Below are 26,009 nucleotides of genomic sequence, written 5' to 3'. Positions count from 1 at the left end.
GTTCTGATGATTAACCGCGTAATTCTTGTAGGGAGACTTACAAGAGACCCAGAATTGCGCTATACTCCAAGTGGAGTAGCTGTTGCCACGTTTACATTAGCTGTTAATCGCCCGTTTACAAACCAGCAAGGCGAACGTGAAGCAGATTTTATCAATTGCGTCGTCTGGCGTCGTCCAGCAGAGAATGTGGCGAACTTCTTAAAAAAGGGAAGCTTGGCTGGCGTGGATGGCCGTTTGCAAACGAGAAGTTACGAAGGGCAAGATGGAAAGCGTGTGTACGTAACCGAGGTGGTTGCTGATAGTGTTCAATTTCTTGAGCCTAAAGGTAGTACGGAACAGCGTGGTGCAGCAACAGGCGGCTATTATGGAGAGCCTTATCCATTTGGGCAAAATCAGAACCCGCGTCACACAACCGACCCAGGCTATAGTCGCATCGATGAGGATCCGTTTGCTCATGATGGACAGCCTATTGATATATCCGATGACGACTTACCGTTTTAATCATAGATCGCAAAGACGGCTTTGGATCGTACAAGCACCTGCTTGCGCGTGAAAAGCCGAAACGAGACATTTGAACGTAAACTTCATTTTGGATATCATAATTGAAAAAAGAAAGGAGGAAAATAAAAATGGCAGGACGTAAAGGTGGACGCGCAAAACGTCGCAAAGTTTGTTATTTCACAGCAAATGGAATTACACACATCGATTACAAAGATGTGGATACGTTAAAGAAATTTATTTCTGAGCGCGGCAAAATTTTACCACGCCGTGTAACAGGTACAAGCGCGAAATATCAACGCAAATTAACGGTAGCAATTAAACGTGCTCGTCAAATGGCATTATTGCCATACGTAGCGGGTGAATAAAAGAAAAAGCAGTAAGGGGGGACGGCATCCTTACTGCTTTTTTTGATGATAGGAGGGATTCGGTTCGGATGAAAAATACATATGTACTGACAGAAGCGGCGATTCAGCTGGCGATTTTTATTGTACTATTTTTAATCTTTTTGTACGTTCCATTTTTATCGGTGGTTGCGCTTTTCTTTTTATCTCTCCCTTTTATCGTGTTTACAATGAGACATGGCTATGCTCCAGGATTCATGTTGCTGGCTGTGGCCCTTATTGTCTCTTCCCTAATCGGTTCATTATTATCGCTACCCGTTGTGCTGATGTTTGGAACAAGCGGAATTGTGATCGGCATTATGTTTGCAAAAAAGAAAAACCGCTATTTAATTTTAACAGTAGCGACTCTTGTGTTTTTGGTCAATATCGTGCTTGATTATATCATTTCAGTCAAATTTTTTAACTTAGACATTATTGCTCAAACGCTTTCAATGCTAAAAGAATCCTTTCATGCCTCTATGCAAATCATGAAAGGAATGGGACAAGAGCCCCCGAAAGAAATGCAAGATCGCTTCCAACAAATGTTGGAGTTTGTGCAATACATTATACCGTCCGTGTTTGTTTTATCAGCGCTTGCTGCTGCTTATTTAACGATCATGGCTTCGATTCCGATTTTAAAACGCTTAAATATGCCGATAGGAACGTGGCCTCCTTTTCGTCATATTATGCTACCAAAGCCGCTTTTATGGTATTACCTGATTATACTATTAGCGACATTTTTTCCATTAGAAAAAGGATCCTTTGTCTTTATTGCCGTTATTAATCTCTATTATGTATTACAGCTTTTGTTTTTGATTCAAGGTTTTTCTTTCCTCTATTATGTCGCTGAGCAGAAAAAAATGGCAAGAAGCATCGTTGTAGTCGGAACGTTGTTTTGCTTCTTTCTCCCTTTTTTGCTTTATGTTATTGTAATATTAGGTATAATTGATTTAGGATTCGAATTACGGAAACGCATTCGCTAGGCGATGGGATTATTTTTATGGTTTAGGAGCTGACATGAATGTCTCATTTTTATAAAAAGAAGGCATACCGCTATCCCCTTTATGCATTAATGATGATTGCGCTCGGACTAATAGGAGTGATCGCTTATTTCCAATGGATTTTGGGGTTAGCCAGTTTTTTGCTCCTCGCTTTTGTGCTTTATTATGTCGTAAAATCGCAGCGTACGCTCTATACGGAGCTTGAACAGCATATTTCCAATTTATCCCATAGGCTAAAAAAAGTGGGCGAAGAGGCCTTGATGGAAATGCCGATTGGGATCATGCTGATTAATGACGATTATGTAATTGAATGGACAAACGTATTTTTGACATCCTGCTTTGGGGAGCAGACGTTGGTAGGCCGCTCGTTATATGATGTTGCTGACCAATTAATTCCGCTGATTAAACAAGAAGTTGACACAGAAATGATTGATATTCATGATCGGAAATTTCAAGTCATTATTAGGCGGGAAGAAAAGCTGTTATATTTCTTTGATGTAACTGATCAAATTGAAATCGAAAAACAATATGAAGCAGAACGAGTGGTATTAGGCGTTATTTTTCTCGACAATTATGATGAGATTACTCAAGGAATGGACGATCAATCAAAAAGCCAGCTGAACAGCCAAGTCACTTCGATGCTGAATAAATGGGCGCATGATTATGGATTATTCCTTAAACGAACATCCTCTGATCGCTTTGTCGCTGTATTAAATGAACAAATTTTACAGCAGCTTGAAAAAGGCAAGTTTGCGATTTTGGATGAAGTTCGCGAACATACCATGAAGGATAATGTTCAATTAACATTGAGCATTGGCATTGGTACAGGCGTTTCTTCGCTACCGGAGTTAGGGGCGCTTGCCCAATCTGGTTTGGATTTAGCGCTTGGCCGCGGAGGCGATCAGGTGGCAATCAAACAAGCCAATGGGAAAGTAAAATTTTACGGCGGGAAAACAAATCCGATGGAGAAACGCACGAGAGTGCGGGCCCGTGTTATTTCCCACGCATTAAAAGAGCTAGTTGTTGACAGTGATAAAGTCATGATTATGGGACATAAATATCCAGACATGGATGCAGTAGGCGCTGCCATCGGTGTGTTAAAGCTTGTTCAGCTTAATCAAAGAGAAGGGTTTATCGTTTTGGATACGAATCGTATTGATGCAGGTGTTCAACGGCTGATTGAGGAAATTAAAAATTACCCGGAACTTTGGTCAAGATTCATTAAACCGGAACAAGCGCTTGAGCTTGTCAGCGATGATACCTTGTTAATTATTGTGGATACGCATCGTCCTTCACTAGTGATTGAAGAGAAACTAGTGTTTCGGACCGATAATATTGTGGTGATTGACCATCATCGCCGCGGTGAAGAATTTATTAATAATCCGCTGCTTGTATATATGGAGCCTTATGCTTCATCAACCTCAGAACTCGTAACCGAGCTGCTTGAATATCAACCGCAGCGCATGCGGCTGACGATGCTAGAGGCAACATCGCTGCTAGCAGGAATTGTGGTTGACACGAAAAGCTTTACGCTGCGAACCGGCTCTCGTACGTTTGATGCTGCTTCATACTTGCGTGCTCAAGGAGCCGATACGGTATTAGTGCAAAAGCTGCTCAAGGAAAATATCGCCAACTATGTAAAAAGAGCTAAAATCATTGAAAATGCCTCTATTAACGCAAAAGGAATCGCTATTGCGAAAGGAAGCCCAAATGAAGCATATGACCAAGTTCTAATCGCTCAAGCGGCTGATACGCTTCTGACATTGAATGGGGTAGTGGCTTCCTTTGTGATTTCGAAGCGCACAGATAATCTGATCGGAATTAGCGCCCGTTCGCTCGGAGACATCAATGTTCAGGTCATTATGGAGAGCCTGGGAGGCGGCGGCCATTTAACGAATGCTGCCGTTCAGCTGGCTGATACAACGGTTGAAGAAGCAGAGCATCGTTTGCGTGCAGCCATTGACGAGTATTTAGAAGGAGGAAAAAAATCATGAAAGTTATTTTTCTAAAAGATGTAAAAGGAAAAGGCAAAAAAGGCGAAATTAAAAATGTGGCAGACGGTTATGCTCAAAACTTTCTTTTTAAGCAAGGGCTCGCCGTTGAAGCGACTCCTACTAATTTAAAGGCGCTAGAAGCACAAAAAAATAAAGAAAAACGTCAAGCAGAAGAGGAATTGGCAAAAGCGAAGCAGTTAAAAGAGCAATTGGAGCAACTGACCGTACAGCTATCAGCAAAAGCTGGTGAAGGCGGTCGCCTCTTCGGCTCCATTACAAGTAAACAAATTGCAGAAGCGCTGCAAAGCCAATTTCAATTGAAAGTGGATAAACGCAAAATTGAATTAGAGGATGCGATTCGTGCATTAGGCTATACAAATGTACCTGTTAAACTTCATCCGGAAGTAACGGCAACATTAAAAGTACATGTCAGCGAACAAAAATAACCTGATAAAAAATGTGATTTTATGGGGAATCCCCCATACAAATCACATTTTTCTTATGAGAATCGTTACCCAACAGCATCGAAAAGGTGGTGAAAGAGATGAATGATCTATTTGCAGAGCGCATTCCGCCACAAAATATTGAAGCAGAGCAAGCCGTACTTGGTGCGATTTTTCTTGATTCTTCGGCGCTGACTCCCGCTTCTGAGCTTTTAATACCAGAAGATTTCTACCGTGCTGCTCATCAAAAAATTTTCCACGCGATGCTCAAAGTGGCTGATAAAGGAGAGCCTGTCGACTTAGTAACAGTAACTGCAGAGCTCGTAGATTCCAAAGCGTTGGAAGAAGTGGGGGGAGTATCATATTTAAGCGAATTAGCTGATGCGGTTCCCACTGCTGCCAACGTTGAATATTATGCGCGCATTGTGGAAGAAAAATCGATTTTGCGCCGTTTAATTCGTACAGCCACCTCTATTGCGCAAGATGGCTACACACGTGAAGATGAGGTTGATGTACTGCTGAACGAAGCGGAAAAAAAGATTATGGAGGTGGCGCAGCGGAAGCATTCTGGTACGTTTCAAAATATAAAGGATGTGCTTGTTCAGGCGTACGACAATATTGAAATGCTTCATAACCGCAAAGGGGAGATTACTGGAATCCCGACCGGCTTCACCGAGCTTGACCGCATGACGGCTGGATTTCAGCGCAGCGACTTAATCATTGTTGCTGCTCGTCCCTCTGTTGGAAAAACCGCTTTTGCGTTAAACATTGCGCAAAATGTGGCGACACAAACGAACGAAAACGTTGCCATTTTTAGCTTAGAGATGAGCGCTCAACAGTTGGTTATGCGGATGCTGTGTGCCGAAGGAAATATCAATGCCCAAAATTTGCGGACAGGAAAGCTGACCTCTGAAGATTGGGGAAAATTAACGATGGCGATGGGAAGCTTATCGAATGCAGGAATTTATATTGATGATACCCCTAGCATTCGCGTCAGTGAAATTCGGGCGAAATGCCGCCGCTTGAAGCAAGAGAGTGGTCTTGGGATGGTATTGATTGATTATTTACAGCTCATTCAAGGAAGCGGAAGGAATAGAGAGAATCGCCAGCAAGAAGTATCTGAAATCTCCCGCGCGCTAAAAGCGCTGGCCCGTGAGCTAGAAGTACCCGTTATTGCTTTATCGCAGCTTTCCCGCAGCGTTGAACAGCGTCAAGATAAACGGCCGATGATGTCCGATATTCGTGAATCGGGAAGTATTGAACAGGACGCAGATATCGTCGCCTTTTTATATCGCGACGATTATTATGATAAAGAATCGGAGAATAAAAACATTATTGAAATTATTATTGCTAAACAACGGAATGGTCCTGTTGGCACGGTGCAGCTCGCCTTTATTAAAGAATATAATAAGTTTGTAAATTTAGAGAGACGTTTTGATGATACACAAATTCCTCCAGGAGCCTAAAAGCTGAACGGTTCTTTGGATAAGCATTTCCATTTTTATACGAATAAAAAAGTGAAATATCTATCCAATGTTCGTGTTTCGTTGACTTTAGTCAATAAAAGTGCTACACTTACTATGTTTACATTGAGTAAAGTGGAGGTGCTCGCCATGTCTTCGGTAGTTGTTGTTGGGACACAGTGGGGAGATGAGGGAAAAGGAAAAATTACCGACTTTTTATCAGAAAATGCAGAAGTGATCGCAAGGTATCAAGGCGGAAATAATGCGGGACATACGATTGTTTTTCATGGAGAAAAGTATAAGCTGCATCTCATTCCATCAGGAATTTTTTATAAAGATAAAATATGTGTCATCGGAAATGGAATGGTGGTTGATCCGAAAGCTCTTATTGCTGAGCTGCAATATCTACATGATCGGGGCATTTCGACGGACAACTTGCGTATCAGCAACCGTGCTCATGTGATTTTGCCATATCATCTAAAACTTGATGAAGCGGAAGAGGAGCGCAAAGGAGCCAATAAAATCGGCACAACTAAAAAAGGAATCGGTCCGGCGTATATGGATAAAGCAGCCCGAATCGGCATTCGTATTGCTGATTTATTAGATCGTGACGTATTTGCGGAAAAACTTGCCCGCAATTTACAAGAGAAGAACGTTTTATTTGAAAAAGTGTACGGAATTGAAGGATTGAAACTTGAGGATATTTTTGAAGAGTATTATGGATACGGACAACAAATTGCGCAATATGTATGCGATACATCTGTCGTGCTAAATAACGCTTTGGATGAAGGACGACGTGTGCTATTTGAAGGCGCGCAAGGCGTCATGCTGGATATTGATCAAGGAACGTATCCGTTTGTGACTTCTTCTAATCCAGTGGCTGGCGGCGTTACAATTGGGTCAGGAGTAGGACCGACAAAAATTAAACATGTGGTAGGAGTAGCGAAAGCATATACAAGCCGTGTCGGCGATGGCCCGTTCCCAACGGAATTACATAATGAAATTGGCGATCGCATTCGCGAGGTTGGAAGAGAATATGGTACAACAACAGGGCGTCCACGCCGCGTGGGCTGGTTTGATAGCGTAGTAGTCCGCCATGCTCGCCGAGTCAGCGGAATTACGGATTTGTCATTAAATTCCATTGACGTATTAACAGGAATTGAAACGTTAAAAATTTGTGTGGCTTATCGCTATAAAGGAAATATCATAGAGGAATTTCCGGCAAGCTTGAAGGTGCTAGCGGAGTGCGAACCCGTCTATGAAGAGCTTCCAGGCTGGACGGAAGATATTACAGGCGTTAAAAGCTTAGACGAACTGCCAGCGAATGCTCGTCATTATGTAGAGCGCATTTCACAGCTGACAGGCATCCCGCTTTCTATTTTCTCTGTTGGTCCAGATCGTTCGCAAACGAACGTCGTTCGCAGCGTGTATGCCTAACGATTAGAAATAAAGCATAGATACGAGCGGTATCTATGCTTTTCTTTTGCCGAATTGGCAATGGGTAGTAAGTGAATTCCCGTAAATAACATGATACATTATTAATATGGAGCTTTTTTTGCGAATGAATCCATCGGATAAGGAAAGGATGTGAATGATGATGGAAAAACGAATTCTTGTGGTAGATGATGAAAAACCAATTGCTGATATTTTACAGTTTAATTTGCAAAGAGAGGGCTATGAAGTCATTTGTGCATATGATGGTATAGAAGCATTACAAAAAGTGGAAGAAATTGAACCTGATCTCATTTTGCTTGATATTATGCTTCCGCAAAAGGATGGCATGGAGGTATGCCGAGAGGTGCGGAAAAAATATGATATGCCGATTATTATGTTAACAGCAAAGGATTCTGAGATTGATAAGGTACTTGGATTGGAGCTAGGAGCTGATGACTATGTCACGAAGCCGTTTAGTACAAGAGAGCTGTTGGCACGCGTTAAGGCGAATTTGCGCCGTCATCAGCCAAATGCTAATGTTCAAGATGATGAAGAGAACGATGATATAAGCGAAATTACAATCGGATCGCTTGTCATTCGGCCAGATGCTTATATTGTATTAAAGAGAGGAGAAACGATTGAACTAACACACCGTGAATTTGAATTGCTTCATTATCTAGCGAAGCATATTGGACAAGTCATGACGAGGGAGCATTTACTGCAAACGGTGTGGGGATATGATTATTATGGAGATGTCCGCACTGTGGATGTGACGGTTCGCCGTTTGCGAGAAAAAATTGAAGATAATCCTTCGCATCCGACATGGATCGTGACGAGACGCGGTGTAGGATATTACTTGCGCAACCCAGAACAGGAGTAAAGGAAGCATCATGAAAAAAGTAGGCCCATTTCGTTCGATTCATTTTAAGTTTGTGCTGATTTATGTCTTATTAATTCTCGTTGCGATGCAAATTATCGGTGTGTACTTTGTGAGAGAATTGGAAACACAGCTTGTTCAAAGCTTTAAAACTTCGCTGAATGAGCGAATCACATTGCTTGCTTATAACGTAGATCAAGCAATGAACAAAGACCGAGATGCTAAAAGTCCAACATTGGAAGAAGAAATTCGCTCCCTTCTTCATGATTTTGTCTCGCAGGATATTTCAGAAGTCAGTGTTATTGATGATAAAAGCAAGGTGCTGGCTACTTCCAATCCTTATATGCAAAACATTGTCGGAAAACGGACAACGGAAATTTTTGTCAAGCGGGCGCTTGTGACGGGCGAAATGGTTGACCGAGCATTCATTGACCAGAAAACGGGCCATCGGATGTATATTTCTGCCACTCCGATTAAGATGAATAATGAAATTAAAGGAGCCATCTATGTGATTGCATCTATGGAAAATGTATTTTCACAGATGCGGCAAATCAACAAGATCTTTGCTACCGGGACAGGAATTGCCCTAGCTATTACAGCGGTACTAGGGATTTTGCTAGCTCGTACGATCACCCGGCCCATTTCTGATATGCGCAGACAGGCATTAGCCATGGCAAAAGGCAATTTTTCAAGAAAAGTAAAAGTATATGGATATGATGAAATTGGCCAGCTCGCCATGACATTTAATAATTTAACGAAGAAGCTAGAGGAGGCGCAGGCCACAACAGAAGGAGAACGGCGCAAATTAGCTCTTGTGCTTACGCATATGACAGATGGCGTTATTGCGACGGATCGCCGTGGCAAGATTATTTTGATTAACGATGCGGCGCTCAATATTTTAAATGTTTCACGTGAAACAGTGCTTTCCAGCTCGATTGTTGATGTGCTTGGATTGGAGGATCAGTATACATTTGAAACATTAATTGAAGAAAGAGATTCGCTCATTTTGGACTTTAGTACGGAGGAGGAGCTTTATATTTTGCGCGCCTCCTTGTCTGTGATTCAAAAGGAAACAGGATTTGTCAACGGTTTGATCGTTGTACTGCACGATATTACAGAACAAGAAAAAATCGATCAAGAGAGAAGAGAATTTGTAGCTAACGTTTCACACGAGCTAAGAACGCCACTAACAACGATGAAAAGCTATTTGGAGGCGTTGGGAGAAGGATTATGGAGAGATGAACAGATTGCTCCACGTTTTATTGAAGTAACACAGACAGAAACGGAACGAATGATTCGATTAGTCAATGATCTGTTGCGGCTTTCGAAATTAGATAGTAAAGACTATAAGCTAAATAAATCTTGGGTTAATTTCTCGAGATATTTTCATAAGGTGATTGATCGTTTTGAATTGACGAAAAACGAAAATATAACGTTTATTCGCAAAATCCCTGACGAAGCGATCTTTGTTGAAATTGATGAAGATAAAATTACGCAAGTACTTGATAATATTATTTCAAATGCATTAAAGTATTCTCCTCAAGGCGGTAATATTACATTTCGTGTAAAAGAGCTGAATAATGAAATTTTAGTCAGCGTAACAGATGAGGGAGTTGGTATTCCTAAATCTGATCTCGCTAAAGTATTTGACCGTTTTTATCGCGTGGATAAGGCGCGCTCTCGCAAGCTAGGTGGAACAGGGCTTGGATTAGCGATTGCCAAAGAGGTCGTTGTTGCCCATGGCGGGAACATTTGGGCAAAAAGCCAAGAGCATAAAGGAACGACCATTTTCTTTACATTACCGTTGGAACGGATTCAAGAGGATGAATGGGATGAGGTATGAAACAGCGAAAACGATTGTGTTGACGGTTTTGGTGTTAACAAGCATTTTGTTTACATGGGGGCTATGGACCTATCACCCAAAATATGATGTGATCCAAAATGGTGAATACGTCCAAAACGTATCTGTCAGTAATGCGCAAGTAGATCCATCGATGATTGTACGTCCTTCACAAATATTGATTCATAAAAATGCAGCTCATTACGGATTGATAGAAGAAACGGAAATAAATAAATTGTTTAAAAACATGAAAAAGTGGACGTTTGATGATTTTGAGAATGTTTCCTCAACGGTATCCAAAGAAAGCTTTTTGTCTTTTATTCATGGAAGAGGGAAAATAGAAATTATTTACCCTGACGAAATTCCAATGAATATTTATCAAACCATTTTTCAAATTGACGATCGAGGGCTAGATAGTATTGGCTTTGATACGATCATCATTCCTGTAGAAAAACATTCAAGTCTTACGGTTTATTTTGTCTCTACAGAACGCCGTAAAATATACAAGGCTACGGCCAAGGATGTTCCATTTGAAGAAATCAATCAGTTATATGAACATACGGAGAAGCTACCGCGTTATTTTGCTTACAACGTAAGTGAAACAAAAACGTTGTTTCTACCAGAAAAAGAAATGACAATGGATCGTTTGCAATATTATACAGATGAGCTTGATACAGATAAATTTAAAGAGGCCTTATTTAGTGATCCGAGCTTCGTAAAAAAGGACATCTTGACATTTGGAGAGGAATATACAGATGGATCGCGGCTGATGGATGTTGACTTTTTGCAAAAGCTGCTTTTATATGTAAATCCAGCGGCTAAATATACAATTGGGCCATCCAGTGAAGAAAGCGCATCCTTGATTCAAAAAAGTATTGATTTTGTCAATGAGCATGGCGGTTGGACCGACATGTACCACTTTGTCCAATGGGATCGTGAAGAACGAAAAGTTGTCTTTCGTCTTTTTGTGAACAATCATCCCGTTTTCAATAACTATGGAATGTCAGAGATTGTTCAAATTTGGGGAGCAGCTGAAATCAACAAATACCAACGTCCGCTATTTCGCCTCGAAATTCCAGATCGCACAAGCGTACCAGTTCAACTACAGTCCGGACGGCAAGTGATTCAACAGCTGGAAAAAATAAAAGGCTTTAAAAAGGAATTGCTGACGGAGGTCACGTTAGGATATGAGCTTGTGAAAGATCAAGAAAGAGAAAAGGTGGTTGTATTAGAGCCGGATTGGTTTTATTTATATAATGGAACATGGAAAAAGTTCTCTGATGATGACTCAGACGAGATGAGGGGAGGCAATGCTGTTGGATTGGAATAAAACAAAGACGATTTTTATTATTACTTTCCTCATCCTGGATCTTTTTTTAGGGTATCAGTTTATCCAAAAACGCAACAGCAGCCAATTAGATGTTCTTTTAGAAGAGACCATTGAAGAACAGTTAGCAGCGAACGGCATCACGTATGTAGATATACCAAAAGAAATTAAAAAGGCCTCCTATGTTAGCGGTAAAAGCAAGATCTTTACTCGAGATGAAATTGCCAAATTAAAGAATCAAAAAATCACAGCAAGCGACCAATCCGTGCTACAAGCAACCTTTATCCATCCGGTAGCTATTGGCGATTTTGAAGATGCTTACAGTTTAAATCAATTTTTGCAGCAAAACATTATTCATGGGAAGGATTACGCGTTTTGGGAATATGATAATAAATCGAAAACGATTACTTGTTATCAAAAATATAACCGCAGAATGATTTATAAAAATTCAAGCGGCAAGCTGCTGCTGCACTTAAATGAGAAAAATGAAGTCGTCTCATATGAACAAACGCTATTGGACGATCTAGAGGAATATGATAAAAAGCAAGAAATTATTCCGGCGATTAAAGCGATCGAAACATTGTATAAAAAAGATTATTTAAAGCCGAAGGACCGAGTGACGAAAATTGAGATCGGATATTATGGGCTTGTGCAATTTACGGCTTCACAAGTGTTAACACCAACATGGCACATTGTAGTGAATGAAAAGAAAGATTATTTTATTCATGGCTTTGAAGGACAGATCATTAACGATAAAGGAAATGTGTTGGAGTGAATAAGATGATGCAGTTTAGCGTCCTGGCAAGCGGCAGTACAGGAAATGCTTTTTATATTGAAACAGAAAAGCAGCGCTTACTTGTAGATGCGGGACTTAGCGGTAAACAAATGGAGGAGCTCTTTAAGCAAATCGAACGTTCTCCGCAAAATTTGACCGCGATTTTGGTCACGCATGAACATAGTGATCATATTAAAGGACTAGGAATCATGGCGAGAAAATATCAGCTACCGATTTATGCCAATGAAAAAACATGGAGGGCCATGGAAGGGTTAATAGGTGACATTCCGACAGAACAAAAATTTATCTTTCCATTAGGGGATGTCCGTTCGTTTGGTGATTTAGATGTCGAGTCATTTGGAGTATCCCACGATGCAGCAGAGCCGATGTTTTATGTGTTCCATCATGATGGCAAGAAGCTCGCGTTAATTACTGATACAGGATATGTGAGCGATCGAATGAAAGGAACGATTCAACATGCCGATGTCTTTGTGTTTGAAAGTAACCATGATGTCGAAATGCTTCGGATGGGGCGCTATCCTTGGAGCATTAAACGACGCATTTTGAGCGATGTCGGACACGTGTCTAATGAAGATGCGGCACTGGCCTTGACCGATGTCATTGGCGATCAAACAAAGAGAATTTATTTGGCCCATTTAAGCCAAGATAATAACATGAAAGAACTCGCTCGAATGACAGTTGAACAAACATTAGAAAATCGGGGATTTGGGGTCGGACAACAGTTTGAAATTTGCGATACGGACCCGAAAGTGCCAACCAAGCTGGTGTATGTTTAACATTGATTTTGCAAAGGATGGACTATTGCCATTGAAAATGGATTTTTGTTAAAAGCGGGCAGTATAATAGAAAGAGGCACGACCTTTGAATGGAAAGGATTGGTGAGTCGCACGTGGGATATTATGATGATCATTATGGGGAGTATCGTCAAAAGCGGAAAGGCAACCGCAGAGGTGCATTTTTTTCCGGACTGGTTGGTGCGATTTTAGGAGCATTGCTGGTGACCTTTTCGATTCCTGCGCTATCAAGGTGGGATGTACTCCCGTATAATGTAACACCAAAGCAAGGAGAAGAACAAACGGGGGAACCGGGCCATTATCCAACGGTTCAAAAAAACGTCTCCGTCAATGTTACTTCTCAAGTGACAAAAGCGATTGATAAGGCATCTGATGCGGTGGTCGGCGTCGTAAACATTCAAGAAGCCAGCTTTTGGTCTGAAGGTGGTGAAGCTGGTACAGGCTCAGGCGTCATTTACAAAAAAGCGGATGGAAAAGCCTTCGTTGTTACAAATAATCATGTTGTCGAAGGCGCCAGCCAATTGGAAGTGAGCTTAAAAGACGGGACGCGGGTGCCAGCGAAACTGTTAGGCACCGATGCATTAACAGATTTAGCCGTTCTTGAAATCAATGCCCAAAAGGTTGGGAATGTAGCTGAGTTTGGGAATTCTGATGTCGTGACGCTAGGAGAACCAGTAATAGCGATTGGGAATCCGCTCGGCCTGCAATTTGCGGGATCTGTTACCGAAGGGATTATCTCAGGAAAAAACCGGACCATCGAAGTGGACTTGGATCAAGATGGATTGCCGGATTGGAATGCGGAAGTATTACAAACAGACGCTGCCATTAATCCTGGAAACAGCGGCGGAGCCCTTGTTAATATTGAAGGGCAAGTGATCGGCATTAATTCAATGAAAATTGCCCAAGAAGAAGTTGAAGGAATCGGCTTTGCGATCCCGATTAATTTTGCCCGCCCTATTATCGCGGATTTAGAACAATATGGACAAGTGCGCCGCCCTTATATGGGAGTCGAGCTTCGTTCGCTAAGTGATATTTCGTCCTACCATTTACAAGAAACGCTGCATTTGCCGCCTGATATTACCGAAGGAGTAGCGATTATTCAAGTAAGACCAGGGTCTCCGGCAGATCGTGCAGGACTTAGACAATTTGATGTCATCATTGCATTAGATGATCAAAAGGTGAGCGACGTACTTGACCTTAGAAAGTACCTGTATACGAAAAAAGCCATTGGCGATAACATGAAAGTGACCTTTTATCGCAATGGGAAAAAGGAAACGGTGACCATGAAGCTTACGAAAGAATCGCTTTAAGGGGAAAGAATCTATCAAGCAGGCCCAAAGAAAACAAGGAGCGGAATAGGACGCTCCTGTTTTCTTTGTCCACAAGTGGATAAAGGGGGGGAGAACGATGATTATGTGTTGTGAAGAACATATGGAGCTGGCCATTGATGTGTATGTGGATAATCATGAAAAAGCGCCAGAAATTTATCCTTTACCTGTGGATAAGTATGATGGAATATGCGAATATTGTTCTCGTCAAGCCGCATATATAGTGGGGAACTAATGTTTCTGCACAATATGTGGATAGATGTTGTGTATATGTGGATAAATTTTGTTGATAGGATGTTTATAAAGTGGGGATGACTTGTGAATATAATGGTTTTATCGGTAGGGAAATTAAAAGAAAAATATTTAAAGCAAGGTATTGAAGAATATGTGAAAAGGCTGTCTGGGTATGCGAAAATGGAAATCATTGAAGTCGCTGATGAAAAAGCGCCGGAGAATTTAAGCGATCAAGAAATGAAGCAAATCAAAGAGAAGGAAGGTGAGCGGATTTTAGCTAAAATCTCAGATGATATGCACGTCATTGCTTTGGCGATTGATGGGAAGATGAAGTCATCTGAAGAATTTGCCATCCATTTAGATAAGCTAGCCACCTATGGTACGAGCAAAGTCGCTTTCGTAATTGGAGGCTCGCTCGGATTAAGTGAAAAGGTAATGAAGCGGGCCAATGAATCACTTTCTTTTTCACAAATGACCTTCCCGCACCAGCTGATGCGGCTTATTCTTCTTGAACAAATTTACCGCGCGTTCCGGATTAATCGTGGAGAACCGTATCATAAATAGAGGTAAAGCAAAAAAACGGCTTAGATAGGCAAGCAGGGTATAGCCTCTGGTTATCACTCGATAACAAAGATGTATTTCATGTGGGTATACTAAATGCGGTATGATGACAAGTGAACACGATTAGAAGGGAGCATGATTTCCATGAAGCAAATTCCTGTATACCACGTGGATTCGTTTACGAGCGAACAATTCGGAGGGAATCCTGCCGGTGTAGTTATTGATGAAGTCGGATTGGATGATCAAACGATGCAAAACATCGCTCGGGAACTGAATTTATCGGAGACAGCCTTTCTATTTCGAACCGAGGAGGGAGCAGCAGATTTTCGCGTGCGGTATTTCACCCCAACTACAGAAATTGATTTTTGTGGTCACGCAACTGTAGCATCCGCTTGGATTCTGGCTACTGAATACGGTTGGGCAGATAAAGCGGATAAAGTCGTCTTCGAAACGAACAATGGACCCGTACCGGTTGAATGGGCAAAGCAGGACGGAAAATTGGAAGCTGTCACGATGACGTTGGTTACGCCAAAGGTGCGTGACACAAAACTAAGTATGAACGAAGCAGCGAGAATGGTGGGGATCCCTGTTGAAGAAGTAGATGATCGCTATCCTATTCGGGAAGCGTTTGCGGGAAACTGGCATCTGCTCATTCCCGTCAAATCGCGGGCAGCGATTAATGCAGCACAACCACAACTCGACGATCTCGATGCAGCCAATCGGGCCAGTGGGATAAGTACCACGCACCTCTTCACTTTTGATGCGAAAGAGGGATACGACCTCTATACCCGTGATTTTGCTCCTGCGGTAGGAATTGAGGAAGATCCTGTTACGGGCGCTGCGAATGGGGCGTTGGCAGGATACCTCTACTTGGAAGGCATCCTAGAACCAAACCGCAGCCATCAACTGACGATCGGTCAAGGGGATGCAGTCAGTCGTCCGGGAACATTATTCGCTGAGATTGAACCATCCACCCCTGCACCAGTCATTCGTATCGGTGGAAGATCCGTTAAGACCATTGCGGGGGTGCTTCACTTGAGATAAAGGGTAGCGTGGATAACGCCTCCATTAGTCGATTAAAGATATCATTGGATCGAGCAAGCAAGTGAATCGTGCGCTTGAAATACTGGTTTTCAATCGGTTTATAGACGATTTGATGATGGGTGACACTGGCAGCCATCATTTTGGGAATAAACGCGATTCCCTCCATGCTCACGGCATATGCCAATAACGATTCAAATAGGCCATGGACTAATGTGATTTCCGGTTTTAGCCCTAACTTACGAAACTCCAGTTCAAAGTAATCTCTGCTGTCACAAGCTGTTTGTTGCAAGATGACGTTTGTTTGGTTGAAATCGCTTAAACGAATCTCCGTTTGTTGAGAAAGCGGATGCCCGATTGGAACGGCGGCCAGATACGTTTCTTCAAATAATCGTGTTTGGCGCATCGTGCCTGACTGAGGACGATCTTGAATAATGGCGGCATCCGCTTCTCCCGCTTCTATCAATTCTACCAGCTCCGCACTCGTGTTTTTCACAATTGGGATCAGGCGCAAAAATGGCAAACGAGAAACCAATTCCGGAAGATAGTATGTCCCAATGCTTGGGAGTACGCCCAGACGGATTTCCTCCGGTTCTGTAAACGCTCTTAAAATGGCATCTAATTGGTTAACCAAGGGAGCCAATTGTTGATACAATTGCTCCCCTTTGTGTGTCAACTGTACCCCATTTGACGTTCGCTCGAACAAGGTGATTTGCAGTTGGTTTTCCAGCAAGGCGATTTGCTTGCTTAATGCCGGTTGCGAGATATACATGGCCTCTGCGGCTTTCGAGAAGCTCTTAAACTTGGCCGCAGCCAGAAAATAACGCAACTGTTGTAGGTTCATTTATCCCACCTCAATCACTCGCGGTTGTTCCTTTCATTATACACTTCCTATTTGCGTATTCAAAAATTTTAAATAAAAGCTGTGGAGGAACGGAACTTCAAAAATAGAGGGAAGCTATGGCGCCAACACAAAGCTCAAGTATTTAACCGATATGATCCATATCAAATGAACATGGACGGGGGAGTGAAATGATCAATGAGGGCATTTCGCCGCTTAATGTGATAGTAGAGCTTTGATAAAGTTCATCGGTTTTCACAGGCTCCCCAGTGGTAATAACAAGAGAAGATTTCCTGGGGAACATTCGCAAACTGCCCATGAATAATAGATCAGCCCAATAATTCTTTAATATGGATAAAGCTGTCCAGGGACTCTATCCACTCCCTGGATTTTTGTTGCATGAAATTTATGCTGAAACAGATGGCTCCCATAGATCAAATTATACGTCTTGCTTTCCGGCCGTGGGTTTTTATAAATACTGTTTCGTTTACAATTGATACATCATAAAGGCAACAGCTGAATCGATATTATCATGGGTTTTCCATGATAATAAGCCTTATCAGATGGCGCTCTAAACTTGGTCTGAGCATTTTGTAGAATGTGCCGCTAGTTTCCCATTACGTTTGACATTCTTACTGTCTCATCTATATAATTCTCTTATTCATTAAGATAATTAGGTGATAAGTATTTAAATAGTGAAATAATTCACTAGTAACATCGTAAAGGAGGGAGTGACATGTCAGAGCAGCCATCAGCCAATAACGATTTCATTCCTTTACTTATTCAGGAATGGAGGAAATTTAGCGCTGCTCTTGTTATATATAATGAAGGAGTTGCCGCTAAGCTTCATTTAAATGCGACAGATTTAAAGTGCAGGGAGCTGCTCAATCAGACGGGCCCCATTACTGCGGGACAACTGGCCCAGCTAACGAACCTTACAACGGGGGCTATTACTGGGGTTATCGACCGGCTTGAAAAAGCGGAGCTTGTGAAACGAGTGCCAGACCCTCAAGATCGCAGACGCATAATTATCCAGCCTTTGTCTGACCGAGATGGGGAAATAAGGGAATTGTTTAAGCCTTTACACGATTCTCTTTCGCGTCTATTTCAACAGTATAGTGAAGAAGAGTTGCGTTTGATTTTAGATATGTTACTCCATCTTAATGAAATGCCTTGTTTCCAAAAGAGGAGAAAAAATTAACAGATCATAAATAAAAGGGGAATGTCTATGAACTTGCAAGAAAGCAAAGTTGGATTCGTTGTAGTCGGTCTATTATTAGGAATATTAATGGCTTCAATGGATAATACGATTGTATCCGCTTCAATGCCAACCATTGTAGGGGAGCTTAATGGGCTAGATCAATTTATTTGGGTGACTTCGGCATATCTCGTAGCGACGATGGCTAGTATGCCGATTTTTGGGAAATTATCAGACATGTATGGCCGGAAACGGTTCTATTTATTAGGCCTGACTATTTTTGTTATCGGTTCGGCTCTTTGCGGAGCCGCACAGAGCATTGTGCAATTAAGCATTTATCGGGCCATTCAGGGAGTTGGCGGAGGCTCATTAATGCCGATTGCCTTCACCATTATTTTCGATATTTTCCCTCCGGAAAAACGGGGAAAAATGACAGGATTATTTGGCGCTGTGTTTGGTTTATCTAGCGTCATTGGTCCGTTATTAGGCGCATATATTACCGATCAAATTAATTGGCGCTGGATTTTTTATATTAACTTGCCTTTAGGGATTTTATCTTTATTTTTGATTGCTCAGTTTTATAAAGAAACGCTTCAGCTGAAAAAACTTAAAGTTGATTGGTTTGGGGCCCTTACTTTAGTTGGTTCCGTTGTCAGCTTGATGTTTGCGTTAGAGCTTGGCGGGAAAGAGTATGATTGGAATTCTGTCCAAATTATTTCTCTATTTTTGATTTTTGCTGTCCTTTTCGTATCCTTTATCTTGATTGAACGGAAAGTATCAGAGCCGATCATTTCATTCAGCTTATTCAAAAGACAGCTCTTTGCAGCAACACAAGCCGTGGCATTTTTTTATGGGGCCGCCTTTATTATTACAACGGTCTTAATTCCTCTTTTTGTTCAGTCTGTATACGGAGGAACGGCCACTAACTCGGGGATTATTTTAATTCCGATGATGCTTGGCTCAGTGGTGGGAAGCCAAGTGGCGGGCCGATCTGTGAGATGGTTCAGCTATCGTAGCATTATGCTTGTTTCTGTTGTTTTATTTTTTATGGGCATGTTTCTATTAAGCACATTAGATGTCAATACGGCCCGCTCCACTGTGACGATTTTTATGATTATAGCCGGCCTTGGCATGGGCTGCTCCTTCTCTTTGTTAAGTATGGCAACACAGCATAAGATCGAACCGCAAAAACGGGGAATTGCGACATCGACAAATACGTTTTTTAGAACATTAGGAATGACCATTGGAGTGACCATTTTTGGCACGATCCAAAACCATATATTAAAAGGTGATTTAAAAGATGTGTTCGGCCATATGAGCGGATTTGCTGGAAAATTGGATTCAAACACTTTATTATCAGCGGATGTTCAAGCAAAAATACCGCCAGACATCCTTCATAAAATTGCGGATGCGATGGCCAATTCTGTTGCTACCACTTTTAAATGGACATTAGTGCCCATCCTATTAGCATTTATATCCATTGTTTTGATGGGCAAAGAAAGAATGGTAATTCCGGTCAAAGAAAAAAGCGGCGAACAAGTTTCATAATCAGCATCAAAAGGATCAGGGAAAAGCCCCCTGATCCTTTTGATCATTTTAGGAACAGACTTTCTAAAAGATGACTCATTCCATCTTTATACATGGAGAATGTTTCTTGCCGTTTGCTAACGCAACATAAATTAGCTGCTCCCATAAGCAATACAAACGGACGGACGCTTTGGCGGAGAGCATTTTTCCCGTATGGGTATGTACAAGCTCATTATTAGTCATTCATTGTTCATATTCTGTTCATAAACGTGTGTTACCATCAGTCATGTACTCAGTTGTAGAGGAGGAAATGAAATGGGACATATCCAGCGAACAGTGTCAGACAATGGTCATTGGGCTATTGAAGCGCACGGACTTGTTAAAGTTTTTGGCGATAAACGAGCGGTTGATGGAGTTCATCTCAATGTGCGTGCGGGTACGATTTACGGCGTACTTGGGCCGAATGGAGCGGGGAAGACCACGACCGTCCGAATGCTGGCGACCTTGTTGCGGCCGGATGAAGGATCAGCGCGCATTTTTGGCTATGATGTGGTGAAGGAACCGCAAATTGTGCGACAGTTGATTGGCGTGACAGGCCAGTATGCATCGGTGGATGAATCGCTCAGCGCGATCGAAAATTTAGTGATTTTTTCTCGTCTGCTGGGATTAAGCCGCACAGAGGCGCGTCGTAAAGCGGCAGAGCTGCTGGAGGAGTTCGGCTTGACCGAAGCGGCGAAACGCCCGTTGAAGCATTTCTCCGGAGGGATGCGGCGCCGTCTCGATTTAGCCGCAAGCTTGATTGCCCAGCCGCCACTTATTTTCTTAGATGAACCGACTACAGGACTGGATCCGCGCACACGCAATCAAATGTGGGAGACGATTCGTCGCTTAGTAAAGCAAGGCTCAACCGTCCTTTTAACAACCCAGTATTTGCAAGAGGCTGATGAGCTAGCTGACCGAATTGCCGTCATTGACCGCGGTCGAGTGGTTGCTGAGGGAACAGCAGATGAGCTGAAAGCGTCCGTCGGCAGTTCGTCGCTACAGTTGAAAATTCAGCAGGAAACGGATATCGAGAAGGCTTGTCAGACCGTTGAAGGGGTGCTGAAGGTCCGAGCCAATGTGTCATTGGAAACGGGAAAAATTACGGCGCCGATGGCAGACGCCGACCGAGTGACGGATTTGCTGATCGCTCTTCGCGAGGCCGGAATCCATTTAGCTGAGTTAAGTGTTCAGAAACCAACGCTTGATGAGGTCTTTCTCACCATTACTGGACATGGGGTGAAGGAAGACGGGGACATTTTTGCGACATCTAACGAAACAACGGAGGTGGGGATATGAGACATTCTGCTAGCGAGCTCATGGCTAAGCGTCAACTAAAAAGCAGATTAAGCTTTGGCCAGACGGTACGCAACTCGTTGACGATGGCCTATCGGGGTGTCTTGAAGATCCGGCGCACACCGGAGCAATTATTTGATGTCACGCTCCAGCCCATCATCTTTACGTTAATGTTTACCTACATTTTTGGCGGAGCGATTGCGGGAAATGTGCAAAGCTATTTGCCGATTATCATTCCAGGTATTCTTGTGCAGACCGTGATCGGGACATCGATTGTGACGGGGGTTCAATTGCGCGAAGATATGGACAAGGGCGTGTTTGACCGTTTTAAATCACTGCCTATTGCCCGTATTGCTCCACTTGCGGGCGCTCTTTTAGCCGACACCATCCGCTATACCATTGCGACCGTTCTTACCTTTGTGATGGGGTATATCATGGGCTATCGTCCAGAAGGGGGACTAGGTTCTGTCGTCATCGCCGCGGTTTTTGTCATTGTGTGTTCTTGGGCAATCAGCTGGATCTTCGCTTTTTTTGGCGTTATTGCCCGTACGGCTTCAAGCGTACAAGGAATCTCGATGCTTGTGCTGTTTCCTCTTACTTTTCTTTCTAATGCTTTTGTGCCAGTCAAGACAATGCCTGATTGGCTCCAATGGTTTGCGAAGATCAATCCGATCTCACATATTATTACCGCTGTTCGCAATTTAATTAACGCTGGAACCATTGGCTGGGATTTCGCCGTTTCCCTCATCGGCGCCGCAGTCATCGTAGCCATCTTTGCACCTATCACGGTCCGTGTATATATGCGTCAGGCATAAACAGGATATCGTGCGCCCATTCGTGCACGGTATCCTAATAAATCACACTCAACATCATGATCTTGTTTTCCGTGATCATAGAATTCGCTTGGTTATATCAAGCAATGAAATACCAAGCGAAACGGGTACATGCGAGTCAGCGACGAAACAGCTAGAAAAGAGCAAAATAGTTCACATTTTTCATTGAAATGATTTATAATCTTAATTAAGAAACTTCTTCCACGCGAAAATACCTCACCAGCCATAAGACCGTTTTGATGAAGGACATCTTTCTTCCTAAAGGAATGGATGATTACATGACTTCAGGAAGCTGGTAAGGTGTTCTTTTTTATGGAAAAAATTGATTTCACATGAGAAGATGGAGGGATTCTGTATGAAGAAGTACGCCATTGTTTATTGTGAAAATCAATTTGGCTCCATGGATGGAAAAACGGCCAATGGATTAATCCGCAGCTCAGGCTTGTATGACATTACAGCGGTGATTGACAGCACAAAAACAGGAAGGGATTCAGGAGAGTTTTTGGATGGCAAAAGGAATGGGATTCCGATTTGCAAAAACCTTCAAGAGGCCATCGCGGTGTCTAAGCAAAAGCCAAGCTACTTCATCCTCGGTATTGCCCCTGCTGATGCTTTCCTAAAAGAAGGAGAACGAAGAGTCATTATTCAAGCGATGGAAGCCGGAATGAATATCATCAACCCGCTTCAGGAGTTTCTTACAGAAGATGAAGAAATGATGCGTATCGCCAGCCGATGCGGCGTGGAAATCCGTGACATTCGCAAGCCGAAACCAAAAAAAGAGTGGACACTATTTACAGGACAAATATTGCAAATACCGACACCGATTATTGCCGTGTTGGGAACGGATGGGGCATGTGGAAAACGAACCACGGCCATGATCCTTGACAGGGCATTGCAGAAACGCGGCTACCGAACCGCTTTTATCGCAACCGGACAAACAGGGCTGATTCAAGGAGCTTCCTATGGGTTTGCTATGGATGCGTTTCCATTGCAATATATGATTGGCGAACTGGAGCGCGAGATTGTGAGAGCCTATGAAAATGAAAAACCCGATATAATGATTGTCGAAGGACAGGGAGCATTAAGCCATCCTGCCTATGTCAGTTCAGCGGGAGTTTTAAAGGGAGCAAGACCTAAAGCTGTGATTTTGCAGCATCCTCCCAAACGAAAAACGCTAGGGGATTTTCCGTTTATGAAAATGCCGACTGTCCAAAGTGAAATAGATTTAATCGAACATTTCGGCCAAACAAAGGTCATTGCCATCACTTTGAACCACGAAGGAATGTCGGATCAAGAATTGACAAGGACGATAAGAGAGTATGAGCAGAAGTTCCATCTGCCCGTGACAGATGTTTTAAAAATAGGTCCTGATAAAGTAGTCGATCGAATCATTGAATATTTCCCATCATTGCAAAATAAGGCTCAATCTGGGGTGGCGATATGATGAAGGAAATCGCCCCAAGAGTGGAAATCGATCTTAGAAAAATCAAACACAATGCTCAAGTTTTAAAAAAGCTATATGGAGAAAAAGGAATTCAAATTACCGGAGTGGTCAAAGGAGTCGGAGCCAGTCTGGAGATTGCCAAGACGCTTATTGAAAGCGGAATAACCAGCTTGGCGGATACGAAAATCGTCAATCTCAAAAGAATGAGAATGGCTCAATTGAACGCGACATTCATGCTGATCCGAACTCCTGCGTTGAGTGAGATCGAACAAGTGGTTCAATTTGCCGATATGAGCATGAATACCGAGATTGAGGTCATTCGGGCCCTTTCAGCAGAAGCGGTAAAGCAGCATAAGGTGCATTCTGTGATTCTAATGGTAGAAATGGGAGATTTACGTGAAGGAATTATGCCTGAGGATGTCCCAGACTTTATTCGTCAAGTTTTACCGCTTCCGGGAATCCGAATGGCTGGTCTTGGCACTAATTTTGCTTGTTTTGGCGGAATCATTCCAACGGAACAGAAAATGAAGGAATTTTCGGATTTGGTGAAAACCATCCAAAAACAATTTTCATTATTGCTTCCATATGTTTCGGGAGGAAATTCTGCTAACTACCAGTGGTTTAAGAATACGAAAGATGTCGGCATGATGAATCACATTCGGCTTGGAGAATCTATTTTTTTAGGACGAGAAACGGTTCATGGGTCGCCTATTCCAGGGTTATATCAAGATGCCTTTTGCTTAGTGGCAGAGGTCATTGAGTCGAAATGGAAACCGTCGGTACCGTTTGGAGACAGAGGAAGAAACGCGTTTGGAGAAACCGTATCATTTAAGGACAGGGGCATGATCCGCCGCGCGATTGTAGGAATCGGGCGGCAAGATGTACTAGTAAGCGGACTGACTCCTGTAACGCCTGTTGAGATACTCGGTTCCAGCAGCGATCATATCATTCTCGATGCCAAAAGCAGCTCTTTACGTCCAGGAGATGAGGTCAGATTTTCCTTGAATTATGGAGCGATGCTTTCTGTTATGATGTCTCCTTATGTTTATAAAAAGTATTTGCACGCTAGCGAAAAAGATGATAGCTCTGTTAACAGGACATCAGCTTAAGCGTAAGCAAATAAGAGAATCCTTTCTCCCCCCTGCACGCAGGAGATGGAACAGCGTACCATGAAAAAGAAGGCGCGCTTCCATTTTTGCGTGCAGGGGAAATTTTATGGCGAAAGTCTATCCATCTAATTGGATGTCTCAACATTTTCTCCTCAAAATAAGTAGGGATGGAGGTCGCGTGATTGGTTATTCGGTTCTCGGTCACGCTGAGGAGTGATCGAGACAAGTCTTTGTGCTTTTGAATGGGGATATATAGCGTCCAACTAGATATTGTTTCTCTTTTCTAAAGATCCGTTATAAGCTTATAGAGAGAGGTATATGAAACAACGGCAAACTGCAACAGCGGTGATGGATGCTGGGAAACTAAGTTGTATATACATAATAGACGTATCCAAAGTGGATGGGGCTGTCATAAGACACTTACATTTTACTCAATGAAAAAAGATGGGGGAGAAAATGGATGAAAATTGTCATTGCGCCTGATTCATTTAAGGAAAGTTTAGCCGCTATCGAGGTCGCTCGTGCGATTGAGAAAGGGTTTCGTGAGGTATTTCCCGAGGCGGAGTATGTATGCATGCCAATGGCTGATGGAGGAGAAGGAACGGTTCAAGCGTTGGTTGCGGCTACGAAAGGCCGGATTGTGGAACGAGAAGTCACAGGACCTTTAGGAGAACCTGTTCAGGCGTGTTTTGGGCTGCTTGGTGATGGAAAAACAGCGGTCATCGAAATGGCAGCCGCCTCAGGCTTGCATTTAGTCCCTAATAACAAACGAAATCCATTGATAACGACAACAAAAGGGACAGGAGAGTTGATCCGGGCCGCTCTTGATGAAGGAGCGAACCACTTGATCATCGGGATCGGCGGAAGCGCGACAAATGACGGAGGAGCAGGAATGGTGCAAGCATTGGGAGGCCGTTTGTTAGATAAACATGGAAAAGACATTGACCCTGGCGGAGGAAATCTTGCTAAGCTTGCATCGATTGACCTTTCCTCATTAGACCCGAGACTGAGCCGGGTTAAAATAGAAGCGGCTTGCGACGTAGTAAATCCGTTAATCGGCCGGCAAGGGGCGGCAGCCGTCTTTGGTCCGCAAAAAGGAGCGACACCGGAAATGGTGCTGCAACTTGAGCAAAATTTGCGTCATTATGCGGATATGATTGAACGAACCGTCGGAAAACGAGTACATGATGTTCCCGGAGCTGGTGCGGCGGGAGGATTAGGAGCGGGCTTACTTGCTTTTTTGAATGCGGAACTAAAACGAGGGATCGACATCGTGCTGAACGCTGTGCAATTCGAGCGACGCATCCGTGGAGCCTCGCTTATTATTACGGGAGAAGGACGCATCGATGGACAGACGATCTACGGAAAGGTGCCAATCGGTGTAGCAAAAGCCGCCAAGTCATATCACATTCCGGTTTTAGCTATAGCGGGTTCGCTGGGAGACGATTGCAGCGCTGTACTATGTCAAGGCATTGATGCCATTTATAGTATTGTTCCTGGCATTATTTCGCTGACGAAAGCAATCGAACAGGCAGAATATTATATAACACAAACAGCGAAAAATATCGCAGTAGCATGCAAAATAGGCATGAATATGAAGTAAAACATCCTGTTTTAAGGATGTTTTTTATTTTGGAGTAAAAATACAGTTAAAAAAATAGTAAATTTATTTTATAATATTTAATGATTCTGTTATTTAACAATATAA

At 42.8% G+C, this 26,009-nt stretch carries 24 protein-coding genes; 23 read left to right on the top strand and 1 reads right to left on the bottom strand.

Going from position 1 to position 26,009, the window contains the following annotated elements; translation table 11 throughout:
- Nucleotides 1-6: 6 nt before the first annotated feature.
- From ssb to GRQ40_RS18085, 16 genes are all read left to right on the top strand, one after another.
- Nucleotides 7-501 carry a single-stranded DNA-binding protein gene (gene ssb / locus GRQ40_RS18160; protein ID WP_044745160.1) on the top strand — a complete coding sequence of 165 codons (495 nt, stop codon included), beginning with the start codon at nucleotides 7-9 and terminating at the stop codon, nucleotides 499-501.
- 128 nt (nucleotides 502-629) lie between these two features.
- The gene (rpsR, locus tag GRQ40_RS18155; RefSeq protein WP_027408127.1) at nucleotides 630-866 is read left to right on the top strand and encodes a 30S ribosomal protein S18; all 237 of its coding nucleotides are present in this window, start codon (nucleotides 630-632) and stop codon (nucleotides 864-866) included.
- Between the two features lie 68 nt (nucleotides 867-934).
- Entirely contained in the window at nucleotides 935-1,864 is a 930-nt protein-coding gene (locus GRQ40_RS18150) for a YybS family protein (protein WP_066150801.1), read from the top strand.
- Between the two features lie 38 nt (nucleotides 1,865-1,902).
- Complete coding sequence (locus GRQ40_RS18145; protein WP_080862679.1) at nucleotides 1,903-3,876, top strand: DHH family phosphoesterase; 1,974 nt, start codon at nucleotides 1,903-1,905, stop codon at nucleotides 3,874-3,876.
- Nucleotides 3,873-4,322: a 50S ribosomal protein L9 gene (gene rplI / locus GRQ40_RS18140; RefSeq protein WP_044745163.1), complete on the top strand. Its 450-nt coding sequence runs from the start codon at nucleotides 3,873-3,875 to the stop codon at nucleotides 4,320-4,322. The genes GRQ40_RS18145 and rplI overlap by 4 nt, the downstream gene beginning before the upstream one ends.
- A 98-nt stretch (nucleotides 4,323-4,420) precedes the next feature.
- Nucleotides 4,421-5,785: a replicative DNA helicase gene (gene dnaB, locus GRQ40_RS18135; RefSeq protein ID WP_044745164.1), complete on the top strand. Its 1,365-nt coding sequence runs from the start codon at nucleotides 4,421-4,423 to the stop codon at nucleotides 5,783-5,785.
- A gap of 147 nt (nucleotides 5,786-5,932) precedes the next feature.
- On the top strand, nucleotides 5,933-7,219 hold the full coding sequence (locus GRQ40_RS18130; RefSeq protein ID WP_044745165.1) for an adenylosuccinate synthase: 1,287 nt from the start codon (nucleotides 5,933-5,935) through the stop codon (nucleotides 7,217-7,219).
- Between the two features lie 160 nt (nucleotides 7,220-7,379).
- Nucleotides 7,380-8,096 (top strand): response regulator YycF, encoded by a 717-nt coding sequence (gene yycF, locus GRQ40_RS18125; protein ID WP_044745202.1) that lies wholly within the window; start codon nucleotides 7,380-7,382, stop codon nucleotides 8,094-8,096.
- Nucleotides 8,097-8,106: 10 nt separating this feature from the next.
- The gene (gene walK, locus GRQ40_RS18120) at nucleotides 8,107-9,936 is read left to right on the top strand and encodes a cell wall metabolism sensor histidine kinase WalK (protein ID WP_159720675.1); all 1,830 of its coding nucleotides are present in this window, start codon (nucleotides 8,107-8,109) and stop codon (nucleotides 9,934-9,936) included.
- Nucleotides 9,917-11,263: a YycH family regulatory protein gene (locus GRQ40_RS18115; RefSeq protein WP_066150789.1), complete on the top strand. Its 1,347-nt coding sequence runs from the start codon at nucleotides 9,917-9,919 to the stop codon at nucleotides 11,261-11,263. Before walK ends, GRQ40_RS18115 begins: the two co-directional genes overlap by 20 nt.
- Nucleotides 11,250-12,035 (top strand): two-component system regulatory protein YycI, encoded by a 786-nt coding sequence (locus GRQ40_RS18110; RefSeq protein WP_080862681.1) that lies wholly within the window; start codon nucleotides 11,250-11,252, stop codon nucleotides 12,033-12,035. Before GRQ40_RS18115 ends, GRQ40_RS18110 begins: the two co-directional genes overlap by 14 nt.
- Nucleotides 12,036-12,043: 8 nt before the next feature.
- Complete coding sequence (locus GRQ40_RS18105) at nucleotides 12,044-12,832, top strand: MBL fold metallo-hydrolase (protein ID WP_044745204.1); 789 nt, start codon at nucleotides 12,044-12,046, stop codon at nucleotides 12,830-12,832.
- 113 nt (nucleotides 12,833-12,945) lie between these two features.
- Nucleotides 12,946-14,160, top strand: a complete 1,215-nt coding sequence (locus GRQ40_RS18100; RefSeq protein WP_159720991.1) for a S1C family serine protease — start codon at nucleotides 12,946-12,948, stop codon at nucleotides 14,158-14,160.
- 97 nt (nucleotides 14,161-14,257) lie between these two features.
- A complete protein-coding gene (locus GRQ40_RS18095; protein WP_082063770.1) occupies nucleotides 14,258-14,413 on the top strand; it encodes a CxxH/CxxC protein in 156 nt (51 codons plus the stop codon).
- A gap of 92 nt (nucleotides 14,414-14,505) precedes the next feature.
- Nucleotides 14,506-14,976, top strand: coding sequence for a 23S rRNA (pseudouridine(1915)-N(3))-methyltransferase RlmH (rlmH, locus tag GRQ40_RS18090; RefSeq protein ID WP_221212103.1), 471 nt, complete (start codon nucleotides 14,506-14,508; stop codon nucleotides 14,974-14,976).
- Between the two features lie 141 nt (nucleotides 14,977-15,117).
- Nucleotides 15,118-16,017, top strand: coding sequence for a PhzF family phenazine biosynthesis protein (locus GRQ40_RS18085; protein ID WP_159720989.1), 900 nt, complete (start codon nucleotides 15,118-15,120; stop codon nucleotides 16,015-16,017).
- Here the strand turns inward: GRQ40_RS18085 and GRQ40_RS18080 are convergent.
- Nucleotides 15,983-16,858: a LysR family transcriptional regulator gene (locus tag GRQ40_RS18080; RefSeq protein ID WP_159720671.1), complete on the bottom strand. Its 876-nt coding sequence runs from the start codon at nucleotides 16,856-16,858 to the stop codon at nucleotides 15,983-15,985. The genes GRQ40_RS18085 and GRQ40_RS18080 overlap by 35 nt on opposite strands.
- Nucleotides 16,859-17,591: 733 nt before the next feature.
- Here GRQ40_RS18080 and GRQ40_RS18075 point away from each other — a divergent pair.
- From GRQ40_RS18075 to GRQ40_RS18045, 7 genes are all read left to right on the top strand, one after another.
- Nucleotides 17,592-18,056, top strand: coding sequence for a MarR family winged helix-turn-helix transcriptional regulator (locus GRQ40_RS18075; RefSeq protein ID WP_159720669.1), 465 nt, complete (start codon nucleotides 17,592-17,594; stop codon nucleotides 18,054-18,056).
- Nucleotides 18,057-18,083: 27 nt separating this feature from the next.
- Complete coding sequence (locus GRQ40_RS18070) at nucleotides 18,084-19,601, top strand: MDR family MFS transporter (protein ID WP_369815660.1); 1,518 nt, start codon at nucleotides 18,084-18,086, stop codon at nucleotides 19,599-19,601.
- 294 nt (nucleotides 19,602-19,895) lie between these two features.
- Nucleotides 19,896-20,918, top strand: coding sequence for an ATP-binding cassette domain-containing protein (locus GRQ40_RS18065; RefSeq protein ID WP_066150775.1), 1,023 nt, complete (start codon nucleotides 19,896-19,898; stop codon nucleotides 20,916-20,918).
- Nucleotides 20,915-21,730 carry an ABC transporter permease gene (locus GRQ40_RS18060; RefSeq protein WP_066150771.1) on the top strand — a complete coding sequence of 272 codons (816 nt, stop codon included), beginning with the start codon at nucleotides 20,915-20,917 and terminating at the stop codon, nucleotides 21,728-21,730. The genes GRQ40_RS18065 and GRQ40_RS18060 overlap by 4 nt, the downstream gene beginning before the upstream one ends.
- Nucleotides 21,731-22,103: 373 nt before the next feature.
- Nucleotides 22,104-23,192 (top strand): N-acetyltransferase DgcN family protein, encoded by a 1,089-nt coding sequence (locus GRQ40_RS18055; RefSeq protein WP_066150768.1) that lies wholly within the window; start codon nucleotides 22,104-22,106, stop codon nucleotides 23,190-23,192.
- Complete coding sequence (locus tag GRQ40_RS18050; protein ID WP_201295966.1) at nucleotides 23,189-24,301, top strand: alanine/ornithine racemase family PLP-dependent enzyme; 1,113 nt, start codon at nucleotides 23,189-23,191, stop codon at nucleotides 24,299-24,301. The genes GRQ40_RS18055 and GRQ40_RS18050 overlap by 4 nt, the downstream gene beginning before the upstream one ends.
- A gap of 460 nt (nucleotides 24,302-24,761) precedes the next feature.
- The gene (locus GRQ40_RS18045) at nucleotides 24,762-25,904 is read left to right on the top strand and encodes a glycerate kinase (protein ID WP_159720667.1); all 1,143 of its coding nucleotides are present in this window, start codon (nucleotides 24,762-24,764) and stop codon (nucleotides 25,902-25,904) included.
- Nucleotides 25,905-26,009 lie beyond the last annotated feature (105 nt).

The sequence above is a fragment of the Anoxybacillus sp. PDR2 genome, from assembly GCF_009834045.1.
Lineage (GTDB): Bacteria > Bacillota > Bacilli > Bacillales > Anoxybacillaceae > Anoxybacteroides > Anoxybacteroides rupiense.
The sequence above is the reverse complement of the archived record's forward strand: the minus strand, read 5'-3'. Positions and strand labels throughout refer to the sequence as shown.

Coding starts and splice junctions, on each gene's coding strand:
- GRQ40_RS18095 (WP_082063770.1), top strand. CDS start 14,258: ATGATTATGTGTTGTGAAGAACATATGGAGCTGGCCATTGATGTGTAT.
- GRQ40_RS18150 (WP_066150801.1), top strand. CDS start 935: ATGAAAAATACATATGTACTGACAGAAGCGGCGATTCAGCTGGCGATT.
- GRQ40_RS18080 (WP_159720671.1), bottom strand. CDS start 16,858: ATGAACCTACAACAGTTGCGTTATTTTCTGGCTGCGGCCAAGTTTAAG.
- GRQ40_RS18085 (WP_159720989.1), top strand. CDS start 15,118: ATGAAGCAAATTCCTGTATACCACGTGGATTCGTTTACGAGCGAACAA.
- GRQ40_RS18050 (WP_201295966.1), top strand. CDS start 23,189: ATGATGAAGGAAATCGCCCCAAGAGTGGAAATCGATCTTAGAAAAATC.
- yycF (WP_044745202.1), top strand. CDS start 7,380: ATGGAAAAACGAATTCTTGTGGTAGATGATGAAAAACCAATTGCTGAT.
- rplI (WP_044745163.1), top strand. CDS start 3,873: ATGAAAGTTATTTTTCTAAAAGATGTAAAAGGAAAAGGCAAAAAAGGC.
- ssb (WP_044745160.1), top strand. CDS start 7: ATGATTAACCGCGTAATTCTTGTAGGGAGACTTACAAGAGACCCAGAA.
- GRQ40_RS18130 (WP_044745165.1), top strand. CDS start 5,933: ATGTCTTCGGTAGTTGTTGTTGGGACACAGTGGGGAGATGAGGGAAAA.
- dnaB (WP_044745164.1), top strand. CDS start 4,421: ATGAATGATCTATTTGCAGAGCGCATTCCGCCACAAAATATTGAAGCA.
- GRQ40_RS18045 (WP_159720667.1), top strand. CDS start 24,762: ATGAAAATTGTCATTGCGCCTGATTCATTTAAGGAAAGTTTAGCCGCT.
- GRQ40_RS18060 (WP_066150771.1), top strand. CDS start 20,915: ATGAGACATTCTGCTAGCGAGCTCATGGCTAAGCGTCAACTAAAAAGC.
- GRQ40_RS18070 (WP_369815660.1), top strand. CDS start 18,084: ATGAACTTGCAAGAAAGCAAAGTTGGATTCGTTGTAGTCGGTCTATTA.
- walK (WP_159720675.1), top strand. CDS start 8,107: ATGAAAAAAGTAGGCCCATTTCGTTCGATTCATTTTAAGTTTGTGCTG.
- GRQ40_RS18115 (WP_066150789.1), top strand. CDS start 9,917: ATGAATGGGATGAGGTATGAAACAGCGAAAACGATTGTGTTGACGGTT.
- GRQ40_RS18065 (WP_066150775.1), top strand. CDS start 19,896: ATGGGACATATCCAGCGAACAGTGTCAGACAATGGTCATTGGGCTATT.
- GRQ40_RS18145 (WP_080862679.1), top strand. CDS start 1,903: ATGTCTCATTTTTATAAAAAGAAGGCATACCGCTATCCCCTTTATGCA.
- GRQ40_RS18055 (WP_066150768.1), top strand. CDS start 22,104: ATGAAGAAGTACGCCATTGTTTATTGTGAAAATCAATTTGGCTCCATG.
- GRQ40_RS18105 (WP_044745204.1), top strand. CDS start 12,044: ATGCAGTTTAGCGTCCTGGCAAGCGGCAGTACAGGAAATGCTTTTTAT.
- rlmH (WP_221212103.1), top strand. CDS start 14,506: ATGGTTTTATCGGTAGGGAAATTAAAAGAAAAATATTTAAAGCAAGGT.
- rpsR (WP_027408127.1), top strand. CDS start 630: ATGGCAGGACGTAAAGGTGGACGCGCAAAACGTCGCAAAGTTTGTTAT.
- GRQ40_RS18075 (WP_159720669.1), top strand. CDS start 17,592: ATGTCAGAGCAGCCATCAGCCAATAACGATTTCATTCCTTTACTTATT.